Below are 18901 nucleotides of genomic sequence, written 5' to 3' on the forward strand. Positions count from 1 at the left end.
ATGCCGATCGCGCGCGCCGCATTGCGCACGCATCCGCTTGTGACGCGTAACGCACCGGTCGTGACCATCGTCGCGGTGCTGATCGTCGTTTGGTACATCGGTGCGGTCTTGATGAACCTGTCGCTGGTGCGCGGCGGCTTCGAGCGCGAGGAGGCACCCTATACGACCATGGAATTGCTAGAAGGCACCATGAGCGCCGAGCGGCCACTGTTGCCGGCACCGCATCAGGTGGCGGGCGCCTTCATCGATGGTGTGTTCGGCTATGCGCCGACGGCGCCGCGCAGCCTCGTCTATCATTCCATGGTGACACTGTCGGCCACGCTGCTCGGCTTCGCGCTCGGGGCGCTGCTCGGCATCGTGCTGGCGCTGGCCATCGTGCATAGCCGCGTGCTGGAGCGCAGCCTGATGCCGTGGATCATCTGCTCGCAGATGGTGCCGATATTGGCGCTGGCGCCCATCTTCATCGTAGTGCTCGGCGCCATCGGCCTGCAGGGCCTGCTGCCGAAATCGATCATCTCGGCCTATTTGAGTTTCTTCCCGATCACGATAGGCATGGTGAAGGGCTTTACCTCGCCCGATCCCATGCAGATGGATCTGATGCGCACATGGTCGGCGACATCTAGACAGGTGCTGTCGAAACTGCGCTGGCCCTCGGCCGTGCCGTATCTCTTTGCCAGCCTCAAGGTTGCCATCACCATCTCGCTGATCGGCGCCATCGTCGCGGAATTGCCGACCGGCGCGGAAGCCGGCATCGGCGCGCGCTTGCTGGCCGGCTCCTATTATGGCCAGACCATCCAGATCTGGTCCGCGCTTGTTGCCGCCGCCGTGCTCGCGTCAGGCCTGATCGCGATCGTTGGTTATGCCGAGCGGAATGTCGCGCAGCGGATGGGCGCGCGGCCATGAACCGGCGCCAGATACGCCTGGGCTTCATCATGTCGGCGGTCTGCGTGCTGATCACGCTGATGCTGCCATTGCCGCTAGCGGGTGTGCCTGTTGCCGCATTGATGGCGCGGCCGCTGACGTTCCTGCTGACCGGCGTGATCGTGCTGGTATTCGGCTTCGCCGCCGGCTTTCGTGGCTTCCCTGCCATCGTGATCGGTCTCATCGGCGCGGGCATTACCGCAGACATGACGCTGATGTTGTTGCGCGATCCCCTGATTGCCGGCGATGCCGCATCGGGCTTCTGGATGATGGTCGTCGGCGTCTGGCTTGCATCCTGGATCTGCGTCGTCGCGCTGGCCGGGCTGAAATCGGGCAACAGCTCATTTCGGAAGATCATCGATCTCGCCATTCCGCTGCTGTTCGGCGCAGTGGTGTTCTATCTATGGGAGGTTGTCGTGCGCGGCGCCGGTGTGCCGCCGGTGCTGCTGCCGTCGCCGAGCGCCGCTGCTGCGAAGTTCATGGCATCACTGCCGATGCTCGGGGCAGACTTCGTGCAGACTTTCATTCGCGGCGTGCTGATTGGCTATGCCATTGGCTGCGGCGCAGGATTGCTGGTCGCGATCCTCGCGCATCGCTTTGAATTTCTTGGCCGAGGGCTGTTGCCGCTCGGCAACTTCTTCTCGGCACTGCCGCTGGTCGGTGTCGCGCCCATCATGGTGATGTGGTTCGGCTTCGACTGGCCGTCGAAGGCCGCCGTCGTGGCGCTGGTAACATTCTTCCCGATGCTGGTGAATGCGCTGGCAGGTCTGCAGGCCGCCGGTGATATCGAGCGTGACCTGATGCGCTCCTATGGCGCAAGCTATGCCCAGACTCTCATCAAGCTGTATCTGCCTGCTGCATTACCTTTCATCTTCAACGCGCTGAAGATCAATGCCACACTGGCTTTGATAGGCGCCATCGTTGCAGAATTCTTCGGTACGCCGACGCAAGGCATCGGCTTCCGGATTTCCACCGAAGCCGGGCGCATGGCGCTTGATATGGTGTGGGCGGAGATCGCGCTCGCCGCGATCGCGGGAATGGCATTTTATGGACTTGTTGCGCTCGCCGAGCGCGTGACGACGTTTTGGCATCCATCCATGCGGACCTAGTTCGGCAGGTTCGCCAATTTTGGAGTTGAGCATGAAGAAGATCATGGCATTCGGCGCAGCGATGGCTCTCTCGCTCGGCTCCGCACAAGCGGCGGACAAGGTCACCATCCAGCTCAAATGGGTCGCGCAGGCCCAGTTCGCCGGCTACTTCGTCGCCAAGGAGAAGGGCTTCTACAAGGAAGCCGGGCTCGACGTGACGATCAAGCCGGGTGGCCCTGACGTGGCTCCGCCGCAGGTGATCGCGGGTGGTGGTGCTGATGTGGTTGTGGACTGGATGCCCTCGGCACTGGCGTCGCGCGAAAAGGGCGTGCCGCTGGTCAATATCTCGCAGACCTTCAAGAAGTCCGGCCTCGAACTCACCTGCCGTGCCGAAACCGGCATCAAGAAGCCGACCGATCTGAAGGGCAAGGTCACCGGCGTCTGGTATGGCGGCAACGAATATCCGTTCCTCTCCTGGATGTCGAAGCTGGGCTACAAGACCGACGGTTCGCCGGCGGGCGTCAAGATCATCAAGCAGGGCTTCAACGTAGATCCGCTGCTGCAGAAGCAGGCCGATTGCGTCTCGACCATGGCTTATAATGAATACTGGCAGGTGATTGACGGCGGCTACAAGCCGAGCCAGCTCACCGTGTTCAAATATGAGGACGAAGGCGTCGCCACGCTGGAGGATGGTCTCTGGGTGCTCGACAAGAACCTCAAGGATCCAGCCTTCGTCGCCAAGATGGCGAAATTCGTGAAGGCGTCGATGAAGGGCTGGGACTATGCCAAGGCCAATCCCGACGAAGCCGTGAAGATCATCCTGGCTGGCGACTCCACGGGCGCCAAGACCGCCAAGGACCAGAAGCGCATGATGACCGAGGTCAGCAAGCTGCTCGGCGACGCCAATGGCAAGCTGGATGTCAAGGACTACGATCGCACGGTCGCGACGCTGATGTCCGGTGGATCGGATCCCGTGATCACCAAGAAGCCGGAAGGTGCCTACAGCTTCGCGGTCTATGAGGCGATGAAGTAGCTGGCGCGCATCATCGGCGCGCGAACAATGGCTGCGCGCCGATTGATTTGGCGAGGTGATCGCCAAAGGCTTCGCTGATCGGCAGCAGGGTGCGGCCGCTCTTCTTGATGATGGTGATAGCGCGCGAGAAATTCGCGACGTCGATCTGCCGCGAGCGAAGGTCTGGCTCCGCGCCGATCTCGCGGGCGGAGCCGGGCAGGATGGTGATGCCAAGCCCCGCGCGCACCATGGCGATGGCGGTCATCATATAGGTCGCCTCGCAGGTGGGCTGCGCGATGTATCCTGCTTTCAGGAAGGCGCTGTCGACGACGGCGCGAACGCTGGTCGCGGGGTCCATCAGCACTAGCGGATACTTCATCAGATCGTCGATGGTGACCTTGCGGATGCCGCCGATCGGGTGCTTCGCCGGAAACACCACATGCATGCGGTCGCGCACCTCGAGCAACACTTCCACATCGTGACCGGTGATGGTGCCGCCCATGATGCCGAGATCAACGTCCTCCGAGCGGACAAGATCAAGAACACGGTTGGCGATCACGTCCTTTAGGACGAATGATGCGCCGGGCAGCAACTCGCGAAACGACTTGATGGCCTCGGGCAGGGCGCCTGCGGCGACCGAGGGGAGCGCCGCGATCCGGACGACGCCCCGGCGCTTTGCGGCGATGTCGCGGGTGTCCACGACCACGGCATCGAGATCGCGGATCATGCGCTGGAACACCGGGAGCAGTTCGCGGCCGACCCGCGTAAGTTCGACAGAGCGCGTGTTGCGGTCAAACAGCTTCACCTCAAGCGTCTCTTCGAGGCGTCTGATCTGAACCGTCAGCGTCGGCTGGGCCAGATGCAGCAGCTCTGCAGCGCGGGTGAAGCTGCCGGCCTGGGCAACGACGACGAATGTCCTGATTTGCCTGAGATTTACATCCATAGCGAATTTCTATCAATGGGATAGAATTAATTCAATTGAATATGGGGAGGCTTCTGGCTTCAATACCCGTAACGACATGCGCGTGATCACCTGTTCCGGCCGGTGACGTATCCGCAAGAAAAGATCGGGAGGTGACATGCAGCGGTCGCGGTTTCGCGATTTGATTGCACGCAAGTCTGACCCAGGGAGAATTGCTCGTGCGCACCATCAGGATCGGATCCGGCGCCGGCTATTCGGGCGATCGGATCGAACCGGCGATCGAACTCGCTGAAAGTGGCAACCTCGATTATCTCGTCTTCGAGTGCCTCGCCGAACGCACCATTGCGCTTGCCCAGCAGGACCGGTTGAAGGATCCGCAGGGCGGCTTCGATCCGCTGCTTGCCGATCGCATGAAGGCGGTGCTCCCGATCTGCCGGAGGAACGGCGTCAAGATCATCACCAATATGGGCGCGGCCAATCCTGTCGCGGCAGCGCAGGCGACGCGTGACATCGCCAAGGCTCTTGGTCTGATCGGGTTGAAGGTTGCGGCCGTGACCGGCGACGATGTGCTGGAGCAGGCGCGCGCGTCCGACGTCGTGCTGGACGAAGGCGGTTCCGTCAAAGCGCTCGGTAACCGCGTGATCTCAGCCAATGCCTACACAGGCGCATCCCCCATCGCCGAAGCGCTTGCCGGCGGCGCCGATGTCGTCATCACCGGCCGTGCGGCTGATCCGGCCCTATTTCTCGGGCCGCTGGTTCATGAATTCGGCTGGGCGATGGATGACTGGGACCTGCTCGGCAAGGGCACCATGGTCGGCCATCTCCTGGAATGCGCGGGCCAGATCACTGGCGGCTATTTCGCCGATCCCGGTGTGAAGGATGTGCAGGGTCTCGCGCGACTTGGTTTCCCGATCGGCGAGGTGCGTGAAGATGGCGATCTTGTCGTCACCAAGGTTGCGGGCTCGGGCGGCCAGATCACGCGTGCGACGGTGACGGAGCAGTTGCTCTACGAAATTCACGATCCGACCCGGTATTATCAACCGGATGTCGTCGCCGATTTCTCGCAGGTGCGTGTCGCGGAGGTCGGACCGGATCGCATCCATGTCACCGGTGGCAGCGGGACGCCCAAGACGAGCCTGCTGAAGACGTCTGTCGGCTATCTCGACAGCTATGTCGGCGAAGGCGAGATTTCCTATGCCGGCGCCAATGCCGTCGCGCGTGGGCGGCTTGCCCTCGAGATCGTGCGTGAACGTCTCACGTTGACAGGTGTGAAGATGACAGAAAGCCGGTTCGACCTGATCGGCGTCAATGCGCTGCATGGTGACGCCTTGGCTGAGGGGCGCGATCCCTATGAAGTCCGCATCCGCGTAGCCGGGCGCACGGACTCGCTGGCAGAGGCCGTGAAGATCGGCAACGAGGTCGAGACGCTCTATACCAACGGGCCGGCCGGCGGCGGCGGCGCGTGGAAATCGGCGCGCGAGATCGTCGGCGTCGCTTCGGCCCTGTTGCCCGAAACTGTCGTGACGTCATCCATCACATTCATGGAGGCGTGATTATGAAGCTCCATGAGATAGCGCATTCGCGCAGCGGCGACAAAGGCGATACGTCCAACATTTCCGTCGTCGCATTCGATGCCGACGATTTTGCGCATTTGGTCGAGCATGTAACAGCGGATCGCGTCGCGCGACATTTCGGCGACACCATCACCGGCACCGTCGCGCGCTATGAATTGCCGGCGCTTGGCGCCCTGAACTTCGTGCTGACGGGCGCGCTCGGTGGCGGTGTCGTGCGATCGCTCGCGCTGGATACGCACGGCAAATCAATGAGCTCTGCGCTGCTCGAATTCGAGCTGCCGAGCAAAGGAGCGTCATCCGGCTCACCATGATCTTCGTCACAACAGGACGACGATACTTTCATACCAAAAAACCAAAAACGGGAGGACTATTGATGAAGCGACGTACGTTCCTGGCTGGCCTCGGTGCGACCGGCGTCAGCGCTGCCATTTTTTCACCGGCGATCGTGCGTGCCACGGCGGATACGCCGCTGAAGTTCGGTGTGTTGTCCGACATGACGGGCCTGTTCGCTGACAATGGCGGGCAGGGCTCGGTGGCGGCAGCGCAACTCGCGATCGAGGAATGTGGTGGCAAGGTACTCGGCAAGACGATCGAGCTGATCCAGGCCGACCACCTCAACAAGCCCGATGTCGGCGGCAATATTGCGCGCCAATGGTATGATCAGGAAGGCGTCGACGTCATTCTCGATGTGCCGGTGTCGTCTGTTTGCATCGCCGTGCAGACCTTCGCCAAGGACCGCAACAAGATGTTCATCACATCGGCCGGCGGCTCGGCGGATCTCAGCGGCAAGTTCTGCTCGCCGAACTTCATTCAGTGGACCTACAATACCTACGCTTTGGCCAATGTTGCCGGCAAGGCGATGCTTCAGCGCGGTGGCGACACATGGTTCTTCGTTGTTGCGGATTATGCCTTTGGTCAAGCGCTCGAGCGTGACGTGACGGAAGTTGCCGTGAAGGGCGGCGGCAAGGCGCTTGGCCGTGCGCCGCATCCGATCAACACGGCGGATTTCTCCTCGCAGCTTCTGACGGCCAAGTCGTCGGGCGCCAAGGTCATCGCCATCGCCAATGCCGGCAGCGACACGCAGAACGCCATCAAGCAGGCGGAAGAGTTCGGCTTGATGGGCGGCGATCAGAAGATGATTGCGCTCCTGATCGACGTGAATGACATCCGAAGCGTCGGATTGAAGAGCGCGCAAGGCCTGCTGGTGACGTCTGGCTTCTACTGGAACATGGACGACCGTACGCGTGCCTTCTCCAAGCGCTACGCGGCCAAGATGGGCAAGCCGCCGAGCATGATGCAGGCTGGTGTCTATTCCTCGACGCTGAACTACATCAAGTCAGTGGAGGCTGCGAATACCAAGGATCCTGCCGCCGTGGTCAAGGATCTGCAGGGGCGTACCTTCGACGATGCCTTCCTGCGCAACGGCAAGCTGCGTCCGGACAATCTGATGGTCCACGACATGTATCTCGCCGAGGTCAAGAAGCCTTCCGAGGTCACAGATAGCTATGACGTGTTCAGGATCCTCGCCACTGTGAAGGGCGAAGACGCGTTTTCGCCGCTCTCGGCAAGCGCATGTCCAATGGTGATGAGTAAGAAGTAGGCCGAGCCGATAACTTTATGAATTGAGCGTCGCGGGCAGGGAAATACCTTTGCCCGCGATTTCTTTATGAAGGGTGAGAGAGCCTTACCTATCCCTCAAAAGAATGCGGGGTGCAGCTGGCATCACCACAGCTCCACCCCGCGTCGCCGGTCAATTGGGGCAGGGGACGACCGGCTTCCTGGAAGACGCGCGAGGGTGAAAAGCGTTCCAGCGGGCGTCAAATTATTTAACACACGGTTAAGTGATCGCCGTTCTTGAACCTAGAGCCTTGACGCACGTTCCTATTATGAGCGCCACGCAACGACGCGGCGCAGGGCAGGCGAGGCTCACATGTCAAAGGTATCCAGCTTGGTCTTGGGAATGGTCGCCGGCGCGACTATGTTCGGCGCCATCCAGTATGCTTCCGGCAATGATCTGCGGGGCACGTTGACCGATTCAGACAAGGCTGCGTCCAGCGGCGTCAATCGGGCTGCCAAGGGCGACCGGGCATCACTAATTACCACACAGAACGAGCAGAGCCAGACTCTCTCGTTCCGCGTTCAGGGCCTGTCGGATACGTCCGTCCTTCTGCGGATGGGCGTCGCGCCCGTGGTGGCTCCAACCAAGAATGAAGCCGTCAATATCCGGCCTCTCCCCATGAACGCCAAACCGCAGCGTGCGGCGGTGGGCTGCGAACCGCCTGTGAGTGTGCTTAGCGAGATGGCAAAGATGCTGCAGCCGGGTCGCTGCGTGACCTGATCTTCACGCTGACAATTTCAATCAATCGTCGGCGACCTCATCGGGGTCGCCGGTTTCATTCGTATCATCATCTGTCGCAGCGCTGCTGCGATTGGCCATATAGCCGAGTGCGACGCCGGCCAGCGCGAGCAGCGGAACAACCTTCTTGAGGCCGAGCGTGCGCGCGATCTGGATGCCGGTCGCCAACAGCATCGGATCGATCAGCGGCGCATTCGCCGCAGCTCTGGCTGCTGCACGCGCCGCGGCTGCTGCACGCTGGCGGGCCTGCTTCTGCTTGGTCGCATAGACCTGTGCGAAGATCGCCGCGATAACCACAAAGATGCCGGCGATGGTCAGGCAGGCCTCGATGAGGCCGTAGCGCTGCATCACCGCGATGAACGCCGCTGCGCAGAGGAAGCACAGCGCCACAAAGCCGGCAAAGCCCGCCATCGCCATCAGTGACGTCATGCGCAGACTGTTGCCCGTGCTGTTCTTCAGATCGTCGATAATACCCTTCAGCATGGAAGCCCCCGAAACCCGAAACTTAAAATACAAAGAAAACTGACGGCACCCTCGGGCACCGCCAGTTCATCACATTCCAATCCTGCGCATATGAATCAGCGGCGCCAGGCCATCCCGATCAGTACGCCGAGACCGAGCGCCAGGCCGACGGCTGCCAATGGGCGCTGGGTGATACTGTCTTCCAGCGTTTCCTCGAGCGAATAGGCGGCGTCATGAGCAGCATCATAGGCCGCGCTGCCGCGCTCCCGCATGTCGGACATCATGTCTTCGGCGTCGGCGCGGGCTTGCTTGACGCCGCGGCGGGCCTGTTTGCTGGCTTCGCCGGTAAAAGCATTGAGCGCATCGGTGATCTGTTCGGTCAGGGCTGCAACATCGTTTTTCACGGCGGTGAGATCCTTCTGAAGGCGGCTATAGGTTGCTTTGTCGGTCAGTTTCTTGAGTTCATCCAGGCCATCGATATCCGCCATGCGAAGCTCCCCTGATACTGAAAATCCAATGCAGAAACGCCCGGTTAGACCGTAGGTTCCATCAGTAGAGCTGGATTAATCCGGCGGCAACTGCGGTGAATTGATCGGCATCAAATGCTCTTTCAGGATCAGCCCGACGATCAGGATCGGCGCCGCCAGGAAGCCGCCCATCGGGCCCCAGAGCCAGGTCCAGAACGCCAGCCCGATGAACACCGCCAGCGCGTTGAGTTGCAATTTGCGTCCGATGATCGTGGGCGTGATGAAGTGGCCTTCCATGAAGGTGAGGCCGACGAACAGCAGCGGCGCGATCATGCCCGCGGCGATCGTCTCCGACGAAATGATGCCGACCGCGACCAGGATGACGAACATGGCGACGGGGCCGATGATCGGGAAGAAGTTGAGCGTGGCTGCCAGCGCGCCGAGGCCGGCCGGGTTGGGCATGCCGGTGGCCGCGCAGATCACGCCGGTGGCGATGCCGACTCCGAAATTGATCATGGTGACCATCAGCAGATATTCGCCAAGGCTGGTCTCGATGGCATTGAGAATGCGCAGCGTCCGCAGTCGCCATTCATGATCAGCGAAATTCATCACCAGCGCCCGGCGCAGGTCTTTCCAGCTTGCGATGAACAGCACCAGCGTGGCGAAGAACAGTAGGAATTCAGTGAAGGTTGGCGACAGGAATTCAACGGTTGGCTGCACCCAGTCGATCTTGGGCAACTCGAACTTTGTTGTCGCAAGCGTTTCGGCGCTGCCGAACATGCTCTGTATCTGGTGCCAGAGCGCCAGCGGTCGGTCGAAGACATGCAGCTTGTTCTTGAGCAGCGAACCTAATTCGGGGAGCCGCGTCGTCCATTCCATCAGCGGGGATGAAATAAGCCCCACGATGAAGGCGAGCCCGGCGCACACCAATATAACGATCAGGACTGCCGAGACGGATCGCGGAATGTGGCGCTTTTCGAGAAAGCTCGCTGCGGGCGACAGCATGGTGCCAATGATGAAGGCCGTCACGATTGGCAGGAAGAATGCCTTGGCGACATAGAGCACCGTAATCACGGTGATCACCAGCAGCGATACCAGCGTGAAAGCAACCACCTCGGCACGGCGGAACGCCGGCGGCTGCTCGATCTTGCTCTCGGGCACCGGCGTGCCTGCAGGCTTTTCGGGGAGCGCGCGTACTTCACTCATGAGCTGTCCCGACATGCCGCCACTTGTTCGCGCAGACCGCGTTCGCGCGTCAGACCGCCGACATGCGATCGGGCTCTACAACACGACCATACCGCAAAAGTTCCGTCGCGATTTCGTGATGGTTCCTTGGTTGACAAATCATTCGGTGAACGGCGGCAGGGAGGGAACCGCGAGGCTTCGGCGCAGTTGGTTGCGGTCATCACGACGATGACGCGTCGCCAAACGGGGCAGTCACATGTCACAGGCATCATCTGGAAACCGCACGCTTTCGCTGCGTCTCACAAGCGCGCTCGTTGTTACAGCCGCTCTGATCGTAGCTTCGCCATTCATCTCGAGCGCATCGGCGCAGGTAATGAACTATGGACCGGCTGCGCTAAGCGCGTTTCCACCGGACGACGATGTGATGGCTGCGCCGCGGGTGCGGGAGAACATGGATGTTGCTCTCCCCGAGCGTCTGCGCCGCGCTGAAGTCAGCTATATGACCCGCGAAGCGCCGGGTACGGTGATCATCGATACGGGCAATACCCAGCTCTATTATGTGCTCGGCAACAACCGCGCGATCCGCTATGGCGTCGGTGTTGGCCGCGAAGGATTTACCTGGTCCGGCACGCAGACCGTCACGCGCAAGGCGGAATGGCCGGATTGGCATCCGCCGCAGGAAATGATTGCGCGTCAGCCCTATCTGCCGCGCTTCATGGCTGGCGGTCCCGGCAATCCGCTCGGTGCCCGCGCGATGTATCTCGGCTCCAGCGCCTATCGCATCCATGGCACCAATGATCCGTCAACCATCGGCAAGTTCGTGTCGTCGGGTTGTATCCGCCTGACCAATGAAGATGTGCAGGACCTTTTCAGCCGCGTCAGCGTTGGGACCAGGGTTGTGGTGCTGCCGAAGTCTGTTGCCCCACGCTATGAGGCGCGCGTGGCTCCGGCGCCGCGTAGCGTCACATGGATCTCGGTTCGCCCTGCCGGCGCGCAGCAGGCTCCGGGTCGTCAGGCGATGAACCTTTCGGCGTCGTCGCTCTACTGAGAGTCGATCATTCCGCTTTGATACCGCGTTGGAGGCCCCATGGCCCGATTTCCAGGACAACGGATGGCTCTCGGCGCGGTTGCGGCGATTGTCATGCTCGGTGCCGCCCCAGCGCAGGCACAGGACTTCTTCTCGGCATTGTTCGGCGGGATAGCGCGTGGTCGTGGCCCGGATATCTCGCTGCCTTTCGTCAATGAAGGTCCGCCGGTGCAGGAGCAGCGCCCTCGCGCAGCAAGCGGCGGGCGTCAGGCTTTTTGCGTGCGCACGTGCGATGGGCGTTACTTCCCGATATCAGCGACCGACAGTCAGAGCCGCGCGGCGTCGTGCAATAATTTCTGTCCGGCGAGCGATACCAAGGTTGTTTACGGCAGCAGTATCGACACAGCTGCGACTGAGAGCGGTAAACCCTATTCCGAGCTGCCGAGTGCATTCAAGTACCGCACCGAACTGGTGGCCGGCTGCACCTGTAACGGTAAGGACCAGATCGGTCTGGCGCCGGTGAAGCTCGAGAACGATCCGACCTTGCGTAAGGGCGACATCGTAGCCGGTGCCGACGGATTGATGGTCACGGGCCGCGGCGCTGACAAGCGCGGCGCATCGCTAAACATGTCGCCGGTGTCGCCGTCGCTGCAGGCAAAGTATGAGCGGATGCCGGTGGTGGCGCGGGAATAATCCGCGCCACGGTATAGATCGCGCTTAGGCCGCGCGGATCTTGCCGAGGAAGTCCGTCACCTGACTGCCGAGTTGGCGCGTCTGCGTCGCCAGCGTCTCTGATGCCACCTTCACATCCTGGGCGGCTGCACCGGCCGCGTCGGCATCGGCGCTGACTCCACTGATATTGTCCGACACGTTGCGGGTGCCATCGGCCGCCTGCTGGGTGCTGCGGGTGATTTCCTGCGTCGCCGCACCCTGTTCTTCGACCGCAGCCGCAATCGCGGTGGCGACTTCATTCACTTCGCCGATAATGCCGCCGATCGACTTGATGGCTTCAATGGCCTCATTGGCGACCTTCTGAATATCCGCGATCTGTTCGGAAATATCCTCGGTCGCCTTGGCCGTCTGGCTCGCCAGCGACTTCACTTCGGACGCGACGACCGCAAAGCCACGGCCGGCTTCGCCAGCGCGCGCTGCTTCGATGGTGGCATTGAGTGCCAGCAGATTGGTTTGCGAGGCGATGTCGTTGATGAGGCCGACGACTTCGCCGATCCGGTTCGCTGTCTGGGCCAGGCCCTGAACGGTATTGTCAGTCTGCTGCGCCTGGCTGACGGCGCGGCTGGCGATGCCGGCTGCATGCGATGCCTGGCGGCTGATGTCGTTGATCGAGGCACTCAGCTCCTCGGCCGCGGCGGCGACATTTTGCACATTCACTGAGGCTTCGCCGGAGGCGCGCGCAGCATCCTGCACGCGGGCATTGGTCTGGCTGGAAACGGCGGCCATGCCGTCGGATGTCGTATTCATTTGGTCCGAGGCGCTGCCAAGCGCGCCCAGTGTGTCGCGCATCTGGATCTCGAACATGCCGATATACTGTTCGACGGCCTGCTGGCGCTGGCTGGCATTGGAATTCCGATGGCGTTCCTGTGCCTCGATCTCGGCTTTTTCCATTGCCTGCTTCTTGAAGGTCCCCAATGCGCCGGCCAAGGCGCCGATCTCGTCCCGGCGGTCGCTGTAGCCGGCATCGACGGTGAGATCGCCGCCGGCCACTTTCAGCATCGCGTCGCGGATCGTAAGCAGTGGCGTGGTCACACGGCGCGTGATGGTGACTATGGCGCCCACGGCCAGCAGGATTGCGGTACTCAGCAGTACAAGTTGCAAAATCAGCGAGCGTTGTGCGGCGGACCATTGCGCGATGCTGTGGTTCTTGGCCTCGTCAAGTGCACGCTCGGCTACGACCACCGCTGTGCTCATCTTGTCCACGGTCAGCGGTGTCCAGGCCGTCGCCGGCATTTCGGGTTTCTCGCCGGTTGCGACAGCCTGAATCAGACGGTCGCGCAGTGCCAAGTATTGCGGATCGAAATAGGATGTCTTCGCTGCGGCAAGGGCCGTGATGAGACCTTGTGGCAGTTCAGTCCCGGACGATGCGATGTCCAGCGCATTCCATCCAGTTTCGATGCCGCCCGTCAGCTTCACATAGCTTCGCTGCAGCTCCGGCGAAATCTTGTTGACCGCGAGTGCGTTGGACACAATGACGGAGGCATCGCCCGATGTGTTGCGCATCAGCCAGGCCATCTGCTTGATCGAAAGCAACTGATCGATCACCGGATCGTTGTGGGTTACCGCGGCCGTGAGAGCGGAGGAGACTTTTTCGAGCATGGCGAGAACGGAATCGACGTTGTCCTGGAATTCCTTGGCAAGGCCCGCGCGGCGCGAGGCCTTCGGCTTGCTCATCTGGTCCCAGGATTCGGCCTGCAACGCGATCAAGGCCTGCATCAGCCGGTTAAACTCGGGCACCAGTGTCGCCTTGCCGGGGAAATCGGCGGTGACCAGCAATTCTCCTGCCGCTTTCATTGCCGGCATTTCGGCGCCGCGGATACGGCGCAAATAGGCTTCAGTATCTGGCTGCATCACAACCTCGGCGTTCAACGTGCGGAACGTCGTGGACCGGTCGGTGCGCAGATTGTGCATTGCCTTGAACACATGGCCGGATGCCTCGGCGATCGTCGACATGCGCCCGGCGACGTTGAGGCGTCCATATGATTCCCACGCGCTGAGAACGAGGAACGTGACGACACAGACCGCCATGATGGCGATCACGGACTTGAGCAATGCGGAAACGGTCAATCGATGAAGCACAATGAATCCCCCAAAAATATTTCCGGTATTTAAAGCTGCAATTGGTAAATATTCACGTTCGCGCTCGTCTTGATAAATGCATTTCTTATAAATCTACTTGAGGTAGAATGTTGTCGTGCCCGGCGACGCTTTGACGAAAAAAAGCCCCGACGATGCCGGGGCTTTTGATACTTGTCAGCGCTCGATGATGTGACTGATGAGGCCCTGCCTAGGCAGCCCGGATCTTGCCGAGGAAGTCCGTCACCTGAGTGCCGAGCTGGCGCGTCTGCGTGGCCAGCGTTTCCGAGGCTACCTTCACATCCTGCGCGGCAGCGCCAGCTGCGTCCGCATCGGCGCTGACGCCGGCGATGTTGTCCGACACATTGCGGGTGCCATCGGCGGCCTGCTGCGTACTCCGCGTGATCTCTTGTGTCGCGGCGCCCTGCTCTTCGACGGCCGCGGCGATGGCAGTTGCTACTTCATTGACTTCGCCGATGATGCCGCCGATCGACTTGATGGCTTCGATGGCCTCATTGGCGACCTTCTGGATATCTGCGATCTGCTCGGAAATATCGTCGGTCGCCTTGGCGGTCTGGCTGGCCAGCGACTTCACTTCCGATGCGACGACGGCAAAGCCACGCCCGGCCTCGCCAGCGCGCGCGGCTTCGATAGTGGCGTTGAGCGCCAGCAGGTTGGTCTGCGAGGCGATATCGTTGATCAACCCGACCACCTCGCCGATCCGGTTGGCGGTCTTGGCGAGGCCTTGGACGGTGCCGTCGGTTTCCTGCGCCTGATTGACGGCGCGACTGGCGATACCAGCCGCATGCGCAGCCTGCCGGCTGATATCGTTGATCGACGAGCTGAGCTGTTCGGCGGCGGAGGCGACATTCTGCACGTTCAGGGAGGCTTCGCCTGAGGCTTTTGCTGCGACCTGCACGCGGGCATTGGTCTGGCTGGACACGACCGCCATGCCATCCGATGTGGTGTTCATCTGATCGGACGCGCTGCCGAGCGCGTTGAGCGCATCACGCATCTGGACCTCGAAGGTCCCGATGTGCTGTTCGATGGCCTGCTGCCGCTGGGTCGCGTCGGCGTTGCGGTTGCGCTCCTGCTGTTCGATCTGTGCTTTCTCCTTGGCTTGTTGCTTGAAGGTCTCTAGAGCGCCGGCGAGCGCGCCGATTTCGTCCTTCCGTTCGGAATAGCCGGCATCGACGACGAGATCGCCTGCGGCGACTTTCAGCATCGCATCGCGAATGGTGTGCAGCGGGGTGATGACGCGGCGGGTGACGGCAACCATGCTGCCGAATGCTATGCCGAGCGCGGCTACGAGCAGCGCCAGTTGCAGGATTAACGCGTGCTGCGCGGCAGTCCACTGCGTCAAGGTGTGGCTTTTTGCTTCATTCAGCGCTCGTTCGGCGACTGTAACCGCACTGGCCATGCGATCAACGGTGATTGGAGTCCACTCACTAGCGGTGATTTCGGGCTTTTCGCCGCTCACCAGTGCATTCATGACACGGTCACGAAGGGCCATATATTGCGGGTCGAAATAAGCCACCTTCGCAGCAGCCATGGTTGCAGCCAGGTTGGGCGGCAGCTGCATTCCAGACGCGGACAATTCCAGCGCATTCCAGGCGGCGTCGATGCCGCCAACAAACTTGGTGTAGGCGAGCTTATTCTCAGGTGTGGCGCGCCCGACAGCAAGGCCGTTCGCGACGAGGAGGGATCCTTCGCCGGCGGTGTTGCGCAACAGCCAGGCCGCCTGTTTGATCGACAGTAATTGATCGATCATGGGATCGTTGTGGTTCACCGCGGCGGCGAGCCGGGCCGACACTTTCTCCAGTGTTTCAAGCAGCGCCTGCGTGGTCTCCATATACTCCTTGCCGAGGGCTGCACGGCGCGACGCCTTCGGCTTGCTCATCGCGTCCCAGGATTCGGTCTGCAGAGCGGTCAGCTTGTTGACCAGCTGGACCAGCGTCGGGTGCAGCGTCTTTTGATCGGCGAATTCGATGGTGGCAATGAGGTCAGCCGCTGCTCGCATCGCTGGCATCTCGGAATCGCGAATGGAGCGGAGATATTTTTCTCCGTCCGGCTGAATGACTGTCTCGTTGTTCAGGTTCCGGTTCGTCGATGCGCGGTCGGTGCGCAGATTATGCATCGCCTTGAAGGCATTCGCGGAGGCGTCTGCAATTACCGAGATGCGGCTGGCTGAACGTAGCCGCCCGTAGGAGTCCCAGGCTGTCGTTGCAAGAACGGCGACCACGCAGAGCGCCATGATGACGATGACAGATTGAAGCAATGCGGAAACGGTCAATCGATTGAACATCATGAATCCCCAAATATTTGATTTAGTAAGGCTTCAAATGGTAAATATTTCCGATTGCACCCGTATCGTGAAGCAGGCTTGAATATGGCTACTTTAGGTAGTTGGTGTGTAAGCGTTCTTGCGGCACGGCAAAGGACGAGGCCCGGCGATTGATCGGTTCTGCTTCTCCGCGCGGGTTCGGCATTCCGCTGGCGGCGCGGATTCTACGTGAACGTCGGTGACCTGAGAGCCAGCTTGCGTGCCTAGTTTGGCGAGGTTCTTTTGTTCCGGTCCGGGAACCCAATGCTCTCGCCCACGTTGGATCACTGTTGAGCAGCTGTGGCGATGGCCGGGGCTGCTATTCATTTCCATTGAGTCTGGGGGGATATGCACATGCTCGTCGGCGTCTTGATCACTTTTCTCGTCGTTATTCTCATTCTGTACTTGATCAATCTGTTGCCGATCGACGGCCGCGCGAAGCAGATTTGCCGCGTCGTCGTGATCATTCTCGGTGTGATCTCGCTGCTGAAATACATCGCGGTGTTCTAGCGAGATGAACTAACAAAAAAGCCCCGGCGGTCTGCCGGGGCTTTTTCTTTTGGTGTGTAGTCGTAGACGATCAAGCCAGCGCCTTCGCCTCGCGGCGGCGCGCGGTCAGGATGTATTCCGTATAGCCGTTCGGCTGCGTGCGTCCCTCGAAGATCAGATCGCAGGCGGCCTTGAAGGCGACGCCATCGAACGACGGCGCCATGTTCTGATACAGCGCGTCGCCCTTGTTCTGCCCGTCCACGACCACGGCCATGCGTTTCAGCGATTCCATCACCTGATCCTTGGTAATGACGCCCTGATGCAGCCAGTTGGCGAGATGCTGCGCGGAGATGCGCAGCGTGGCGCGGTCTTCCATCAGGCCGACGCCGTGAATGTCCGGTACCTTGGAGCAGCCAACGCCCTGGTCGATCCAACGCACGACATAGCCGAGGATGCCCTGGCAGTTGTTGTCGATCTCCTGCTTCACATCGTCCGGTGCCCAGTTCGACTGCGACACCGGAATGGTAAGGATATCGGTGAGCTTGCCGCGGGGACCGCCCTTGGCGAGATCCTTCTGGCGCGTGGCGACATCGATCTGATGATAGTGCAAAGCGTGCAGCGTCGCCGCAGTCGGTGAGGGCACCCATGCGGTGGTCGCACCGGCCTGTGGATGGCCGAGCTTCTGCACCAGCATGTCCGCCATCTTGTCGGGAGCCGCCCACATGCCCTTGCCGATCTGGGCATGGCCGGGCAGGCCGTCGATCAGGCCGACATCGACATTCCACTCTTCATAGGCCTTGATCCACGGTGTCGCCTTCATGTCGTTCTTGCGGATCATCGGACCCGCTTCCATCGACGTGTGGATTTCGTCGCCGGTGCGATCGAGGAAGCCCGTGTTGATGAACATGATGCGCTTCGACGCATTCTGGATGCAGGCCTTGAGGTTCACCGTGGTGCGGCGTTCCTCATCCATGATGCCGACCTTCATGGTGTTCTCGGGCAGCGACAGCAGCTTTTCGACGCGTGCGAAGATCTCGCAGGTCAGCGCCACTTCGTCCGGGCCGTGCATCTTCGGCTTCACGATATAGACCGAGCCGGTGCGGCTGTTGCGGATCCGACCCTTGCTCTTGAGATCGTGGATCGCGATCAGGCCGGCCACCGCAGCATCGAGCAGGCCTTCCGGCACTTCTTCGCCGGCACTGTCGAGCACCGCGTCCGTGAACATGTGATGGCCGACATTGCGCATCAGCATCAGGCTGCGGCCATGCAGCGTCAGGCTCTTGCCGTCGATCGTCTTGTAGACACGGTCTTCGTTCAGCGAACGCTTCAGCGTTTTGCCGCCCTTTTCGAAGTCGGCCGAGAGCGTGCCGTTCATCAGGCCCAGCGTGTTGCGATAGACCAGCACCTTGTCGTCGGCGTCGACGGTAGCGACGCTGTCTTCCATGTCGAGAATGGTCGAGACCGCCGATTCCATGATCATGTCGGCAACACCAGCGGAGTCGTCCTTGCCGATGGTGTTGGTGCGGTCGATCTTCACTTCGATATGCAGGCCGTTATTGACCAGCAGGATCGAGGTCGGGGTGGCGAGCTCGCCGAGATAGCCAGCGAGCTGGGCCTCGTTCTTCAATGCGGTGAGATTGCCGCTCTTGAGCTTGGCCGAGAGCTGGCCGGCGACGATGCTGTAGGCGGTGACGTCGGTGTGGCTGCCAGTGGCGAGCGGAGCCGCCTGATCGAGGAAGGCCTTGGCTTTGGCGATGACTTTGTCGCCGCGTGCCTTGTTGTAGCCTTTGCCACCTTCAGACGGATCATGCGGGATTGCATCGGTGCCGTAGAAGGCATCGTAGAGACTGCCCCAGCGCGCATTTGCGGCATTCAGCGCGTAGCGCGCATTGGTGAGCGGCACGACGAGCTGCGGGCCGCAGATCTGGCCGATCTCGATATCGACATTGGCGGTCTCGACCGGCTTGGTCGCGGGCTCCGGGAGGAGATAGCCGATCTCCTTGAGGAACGCCGTATAGGCACTCATGTCGAAGGCGCCCTTGTTGGCCAGATGCCAGGCATCGATCTTGGCCTGCAACGTATCGCGTACCTTGAGCAGTTCGCGGTTCTTCGGGCCGAGGTCCGTGATGAGGCTCGCAACGCCAGCCCAGAACGCATCCGGCGCAATGCCGGTCCCGGGGGCGGCTTCCTTGGCGATGAAGTCGAACAGGACGGGGGCGATCTGCAGTCCGTGGGCGTCGATGCGTTTCATGGTGTCTTTCTCGCGA

Annotated in this window: 17 protein-coding genes; 10 read left to right on the top strand and 7 right to left on the bottom strand. The window is 61.0% G+C overall.

The window, feature by feature from the left end; all coding sequences use genetic code 11:
- Genes AB8A33_RS05625 through AB8A33_RS05635 form a run of 3 tightly spaced genes read left to right on the top strand, consistent with a single transcriptional unit; the run spans position 1 to position 3042 of the window.
- Entirely contained in the window at positions 1-903 is a 903-nt protein-coding gene (locus tag AB8A33_RS05625; protein WP_439095865.1) for an ABC transporter permease, read from the top strand.
- On the top strand, positions 900-2030 hold the full coding sequence (locus AB8A33_RS05630) for an ABC transporter permease (protein WP_439091873.1): 1131 nt from the start codon (positions 900-902) through the stop codon (positions 2028-2030). Before AB8A33_RS05625 ends, AB8A33_RS05630 begins: the two co-directional genes overlap by 4 nt.
- Positions 2031-2061: 31 nt before the next feature.
- A complete protein-coding gene (locus AB8A33_RS05635; RefSeq protein WP_175368293.1) occupies positions 2062-3042 on the top strand; it encodes an ABC transporter substrate-binding protein in 981 nt (326 codons plus the stop codon).
- Between the two features lie 10 nt (positions 3043-3052).
- Here the strand turns inward: AB8A33_RS05635 and AB8A33_RS05640 are convergent, their stop codons facing one another.
- Positions 3053-3964, bottom strand: coding sequence for a LysR family transcriptional regulator (locus AB8A33_RS05640; protein ID WP_439091874.1), 912 nt, complete (start codon positions 3962-3964; stop codon positions 3053-3055).
- 197 nt (positions 3965-4161) lie between these two features.
- Here AB8A33_RS05640 and AB8A33_RS05645 point away from each other — a divergent pair, with 197 nt between their 5' ends.
- The 4 genes from AB8A33_RS05645 (at position 4162) to AB8A33_RS05660 (ending at position 7855) form a co-directional block, all read left to right on the top strand.
- Entirely contained in the window at positions 4162-5496 is a 1335-nt protein-coding gene (locus AB8A33_RS05645) for an acyclic terpene utilization AtuA family protein (protein WP_439091875.1), read from the top strand.
- 2 nt (positions 5497-5498) lie between these two features.
- A complete protein-coding gene (locus AB8A33_RS05650; protein ID WP_439091876.1) occupies positions 5499-5828 on the top strand; it encodes an AtuA-related protein in 330 nt (109 codons plus the stop codon).
- Between the two features lie 62 nt (positions 5829-5890).
- The gene (locus tag AB8A33_RS05655) at positions 5891-7117 is read left to right on the top strand and encodes an ABC transporter substrate-binding protein (protein WP_439091877.1); all 1227 of its coding nucleotides are present in this window, start codon (positions 5891-5893) and stop codon (positions 7115-7117) included.
- A 330-nt stretch (positions 7118-7447) separates the two neighbouring features.
- Positions 7448-7855 carry a hypothetical protein gene (locus AB8A33_RS05660; protein ID WP_089265433.1) on the top strand — a complete coding sequence of 136 codons (408 nt, stop codon included), beginning with the start codon at positions 7448-7450 and terminating at the stop codon, positions 7853-7855.
- Positions 7856-7876: 21 nt separating this feature from the next.
- On the opposite strand, the gene AB8A33_RS05665 is transcribed toward AB8A33_RS05660, so the two are convergent.
- From AB8A33_RS05665 to AB8A33_RS05675, 3 genes are all read right to left on the bottom strand, one after another.
- Positions 7877-8356 carry a hypothetical protein gene (locus AB8A33_RS05665; protein ID WP_439091878.1) on the bottom strand — a complete coding sequence of 160 codons (480 nt, stop codon included), beginning with the start codon at positions 8354-8356 and terminating at the stop codon, positions 7877-7879.
- Between the two features lie 95 nt (positions 8357-8451).
- On the bottom strand, positions 8452-8823 hold the full coding sequence (locus tag AB8A33_RS05670; protein WP_439091879.1) for a DUF883 family protein: 372 nt from the start codon (positions 8821-8823) through the stop codon (positions 8452-8454).
- A 75-nt stretch (positions 8824-8898) separates the two neighbouring features.
- Positions 8899-10008: an AI-2E family transporter gene (locus AB8A33_RS05675; protein ID WP_439091880.1), complete on the bottom strand. Its 1110-nt coding sequence runs from the start codon at positions 10006-10008 to the stop codon at positions 8899-8901.
- 235 nt (positions 10009-10243) lie between these two features.
- Here AB8A33_RS05675 and AB8A33_RS05680 point away from each other — a divergent pair, with 235 nt between their 5' ends.
- Both AB8A33_RS05680 and AB8A33_RS05685 read left to right on the top strand, forming a co-directional pair.
- A complete protein-coding gene (locus tag AB8A33_RS05680; RefSeq protein WP_439091881.1) occupies positions 10244-11035 on the top strand; it encodes a L,D-transpeptidase in 792 nt (263 codons plus the stop codon).
- A 39-nt stretch (positions 11036-11074) separates the two neighbouring features.
- Positions 11075-11707, top strand: coding sequence for a DUF2865 domain-containing protein (locus AB8A33_RS05685; protein WP_439091882.1), 633 nt, complete (start codon positions 11075-11077; stop codon positions 11705-11707).
- 24 nt (positions 11708-11731) lie between these two features.
- On the opposite strand, the gene AB8A33_RS05690 is transcribed toward AB8A33_RS05685, so the two are convergent.
- Positions 11732-13825: a methyl-accepting chemotaxis protein gene (locus AB8A33_RS05690; RefSeq protein WP_439091883.1), complete on the bottom strand. Its 2094-nt coding sequence runs from the start codon at positions 13823-13825 to the stop codon at positions 11732-11734.
- Positions 13826-14033: 208 nt separating this feature from the next.
- A complete protein-coding gene (locus tag AB8A33_RS05695; RefSeq protein ID WP_439091884.1) occupies positions 14034-16127 on the bottom strand; it encodes a methyl-accepting chemotaxis protein in 2094 nt (697 codons plus the stop codon).
- 372 nt (positions 16128-16499) lie between these two features.
- Here AB8A33_RS05695 and AB8A33_RS05700 point away from each other — a divergent pair, with 372 nt between their 5' ends.
- Positions 16500-16655 (top strand): Thivi_2564 family membrane protein, encoded by a 156-nt coding sequence (locus AB8A33_RS05700; protein WP_086937086.1) that lies wholly within the window; start codon positions 16500-16502, stop codon positions 16653-16655.
- 70 nt (positions 16656-16725) lie between these two features.
- Here AB8A33_RS05700 and AB8A33_RS05705 read toward each other — a convergent pair whose 3' ends face one another.
- Positions 16726-18885: a malate synthase G gene (locus AB8A33_RS05705; RefSeq protein ID WP_439091885.1), complete on the bottom strand. Its 2160-nt coding sequence runs from the start codon at positions 18883-18885 to the stop codon at positions 16726-16728.
- Positions 18886-18901: the final 16 nt, after the last annotated feature.

Origin of the sequence: Tardiphaga sp. 813_E8_N1_3, from assembly GCF_051811025.1 — a bacterium.
In the GTDB taxonomy this organism is placed as follows: domain Bacteria; phylum Pseudomonadota; class Alphaproteobacteria; order Rhizobiales; family Xanthobacteraceae; genus Tardiphaga.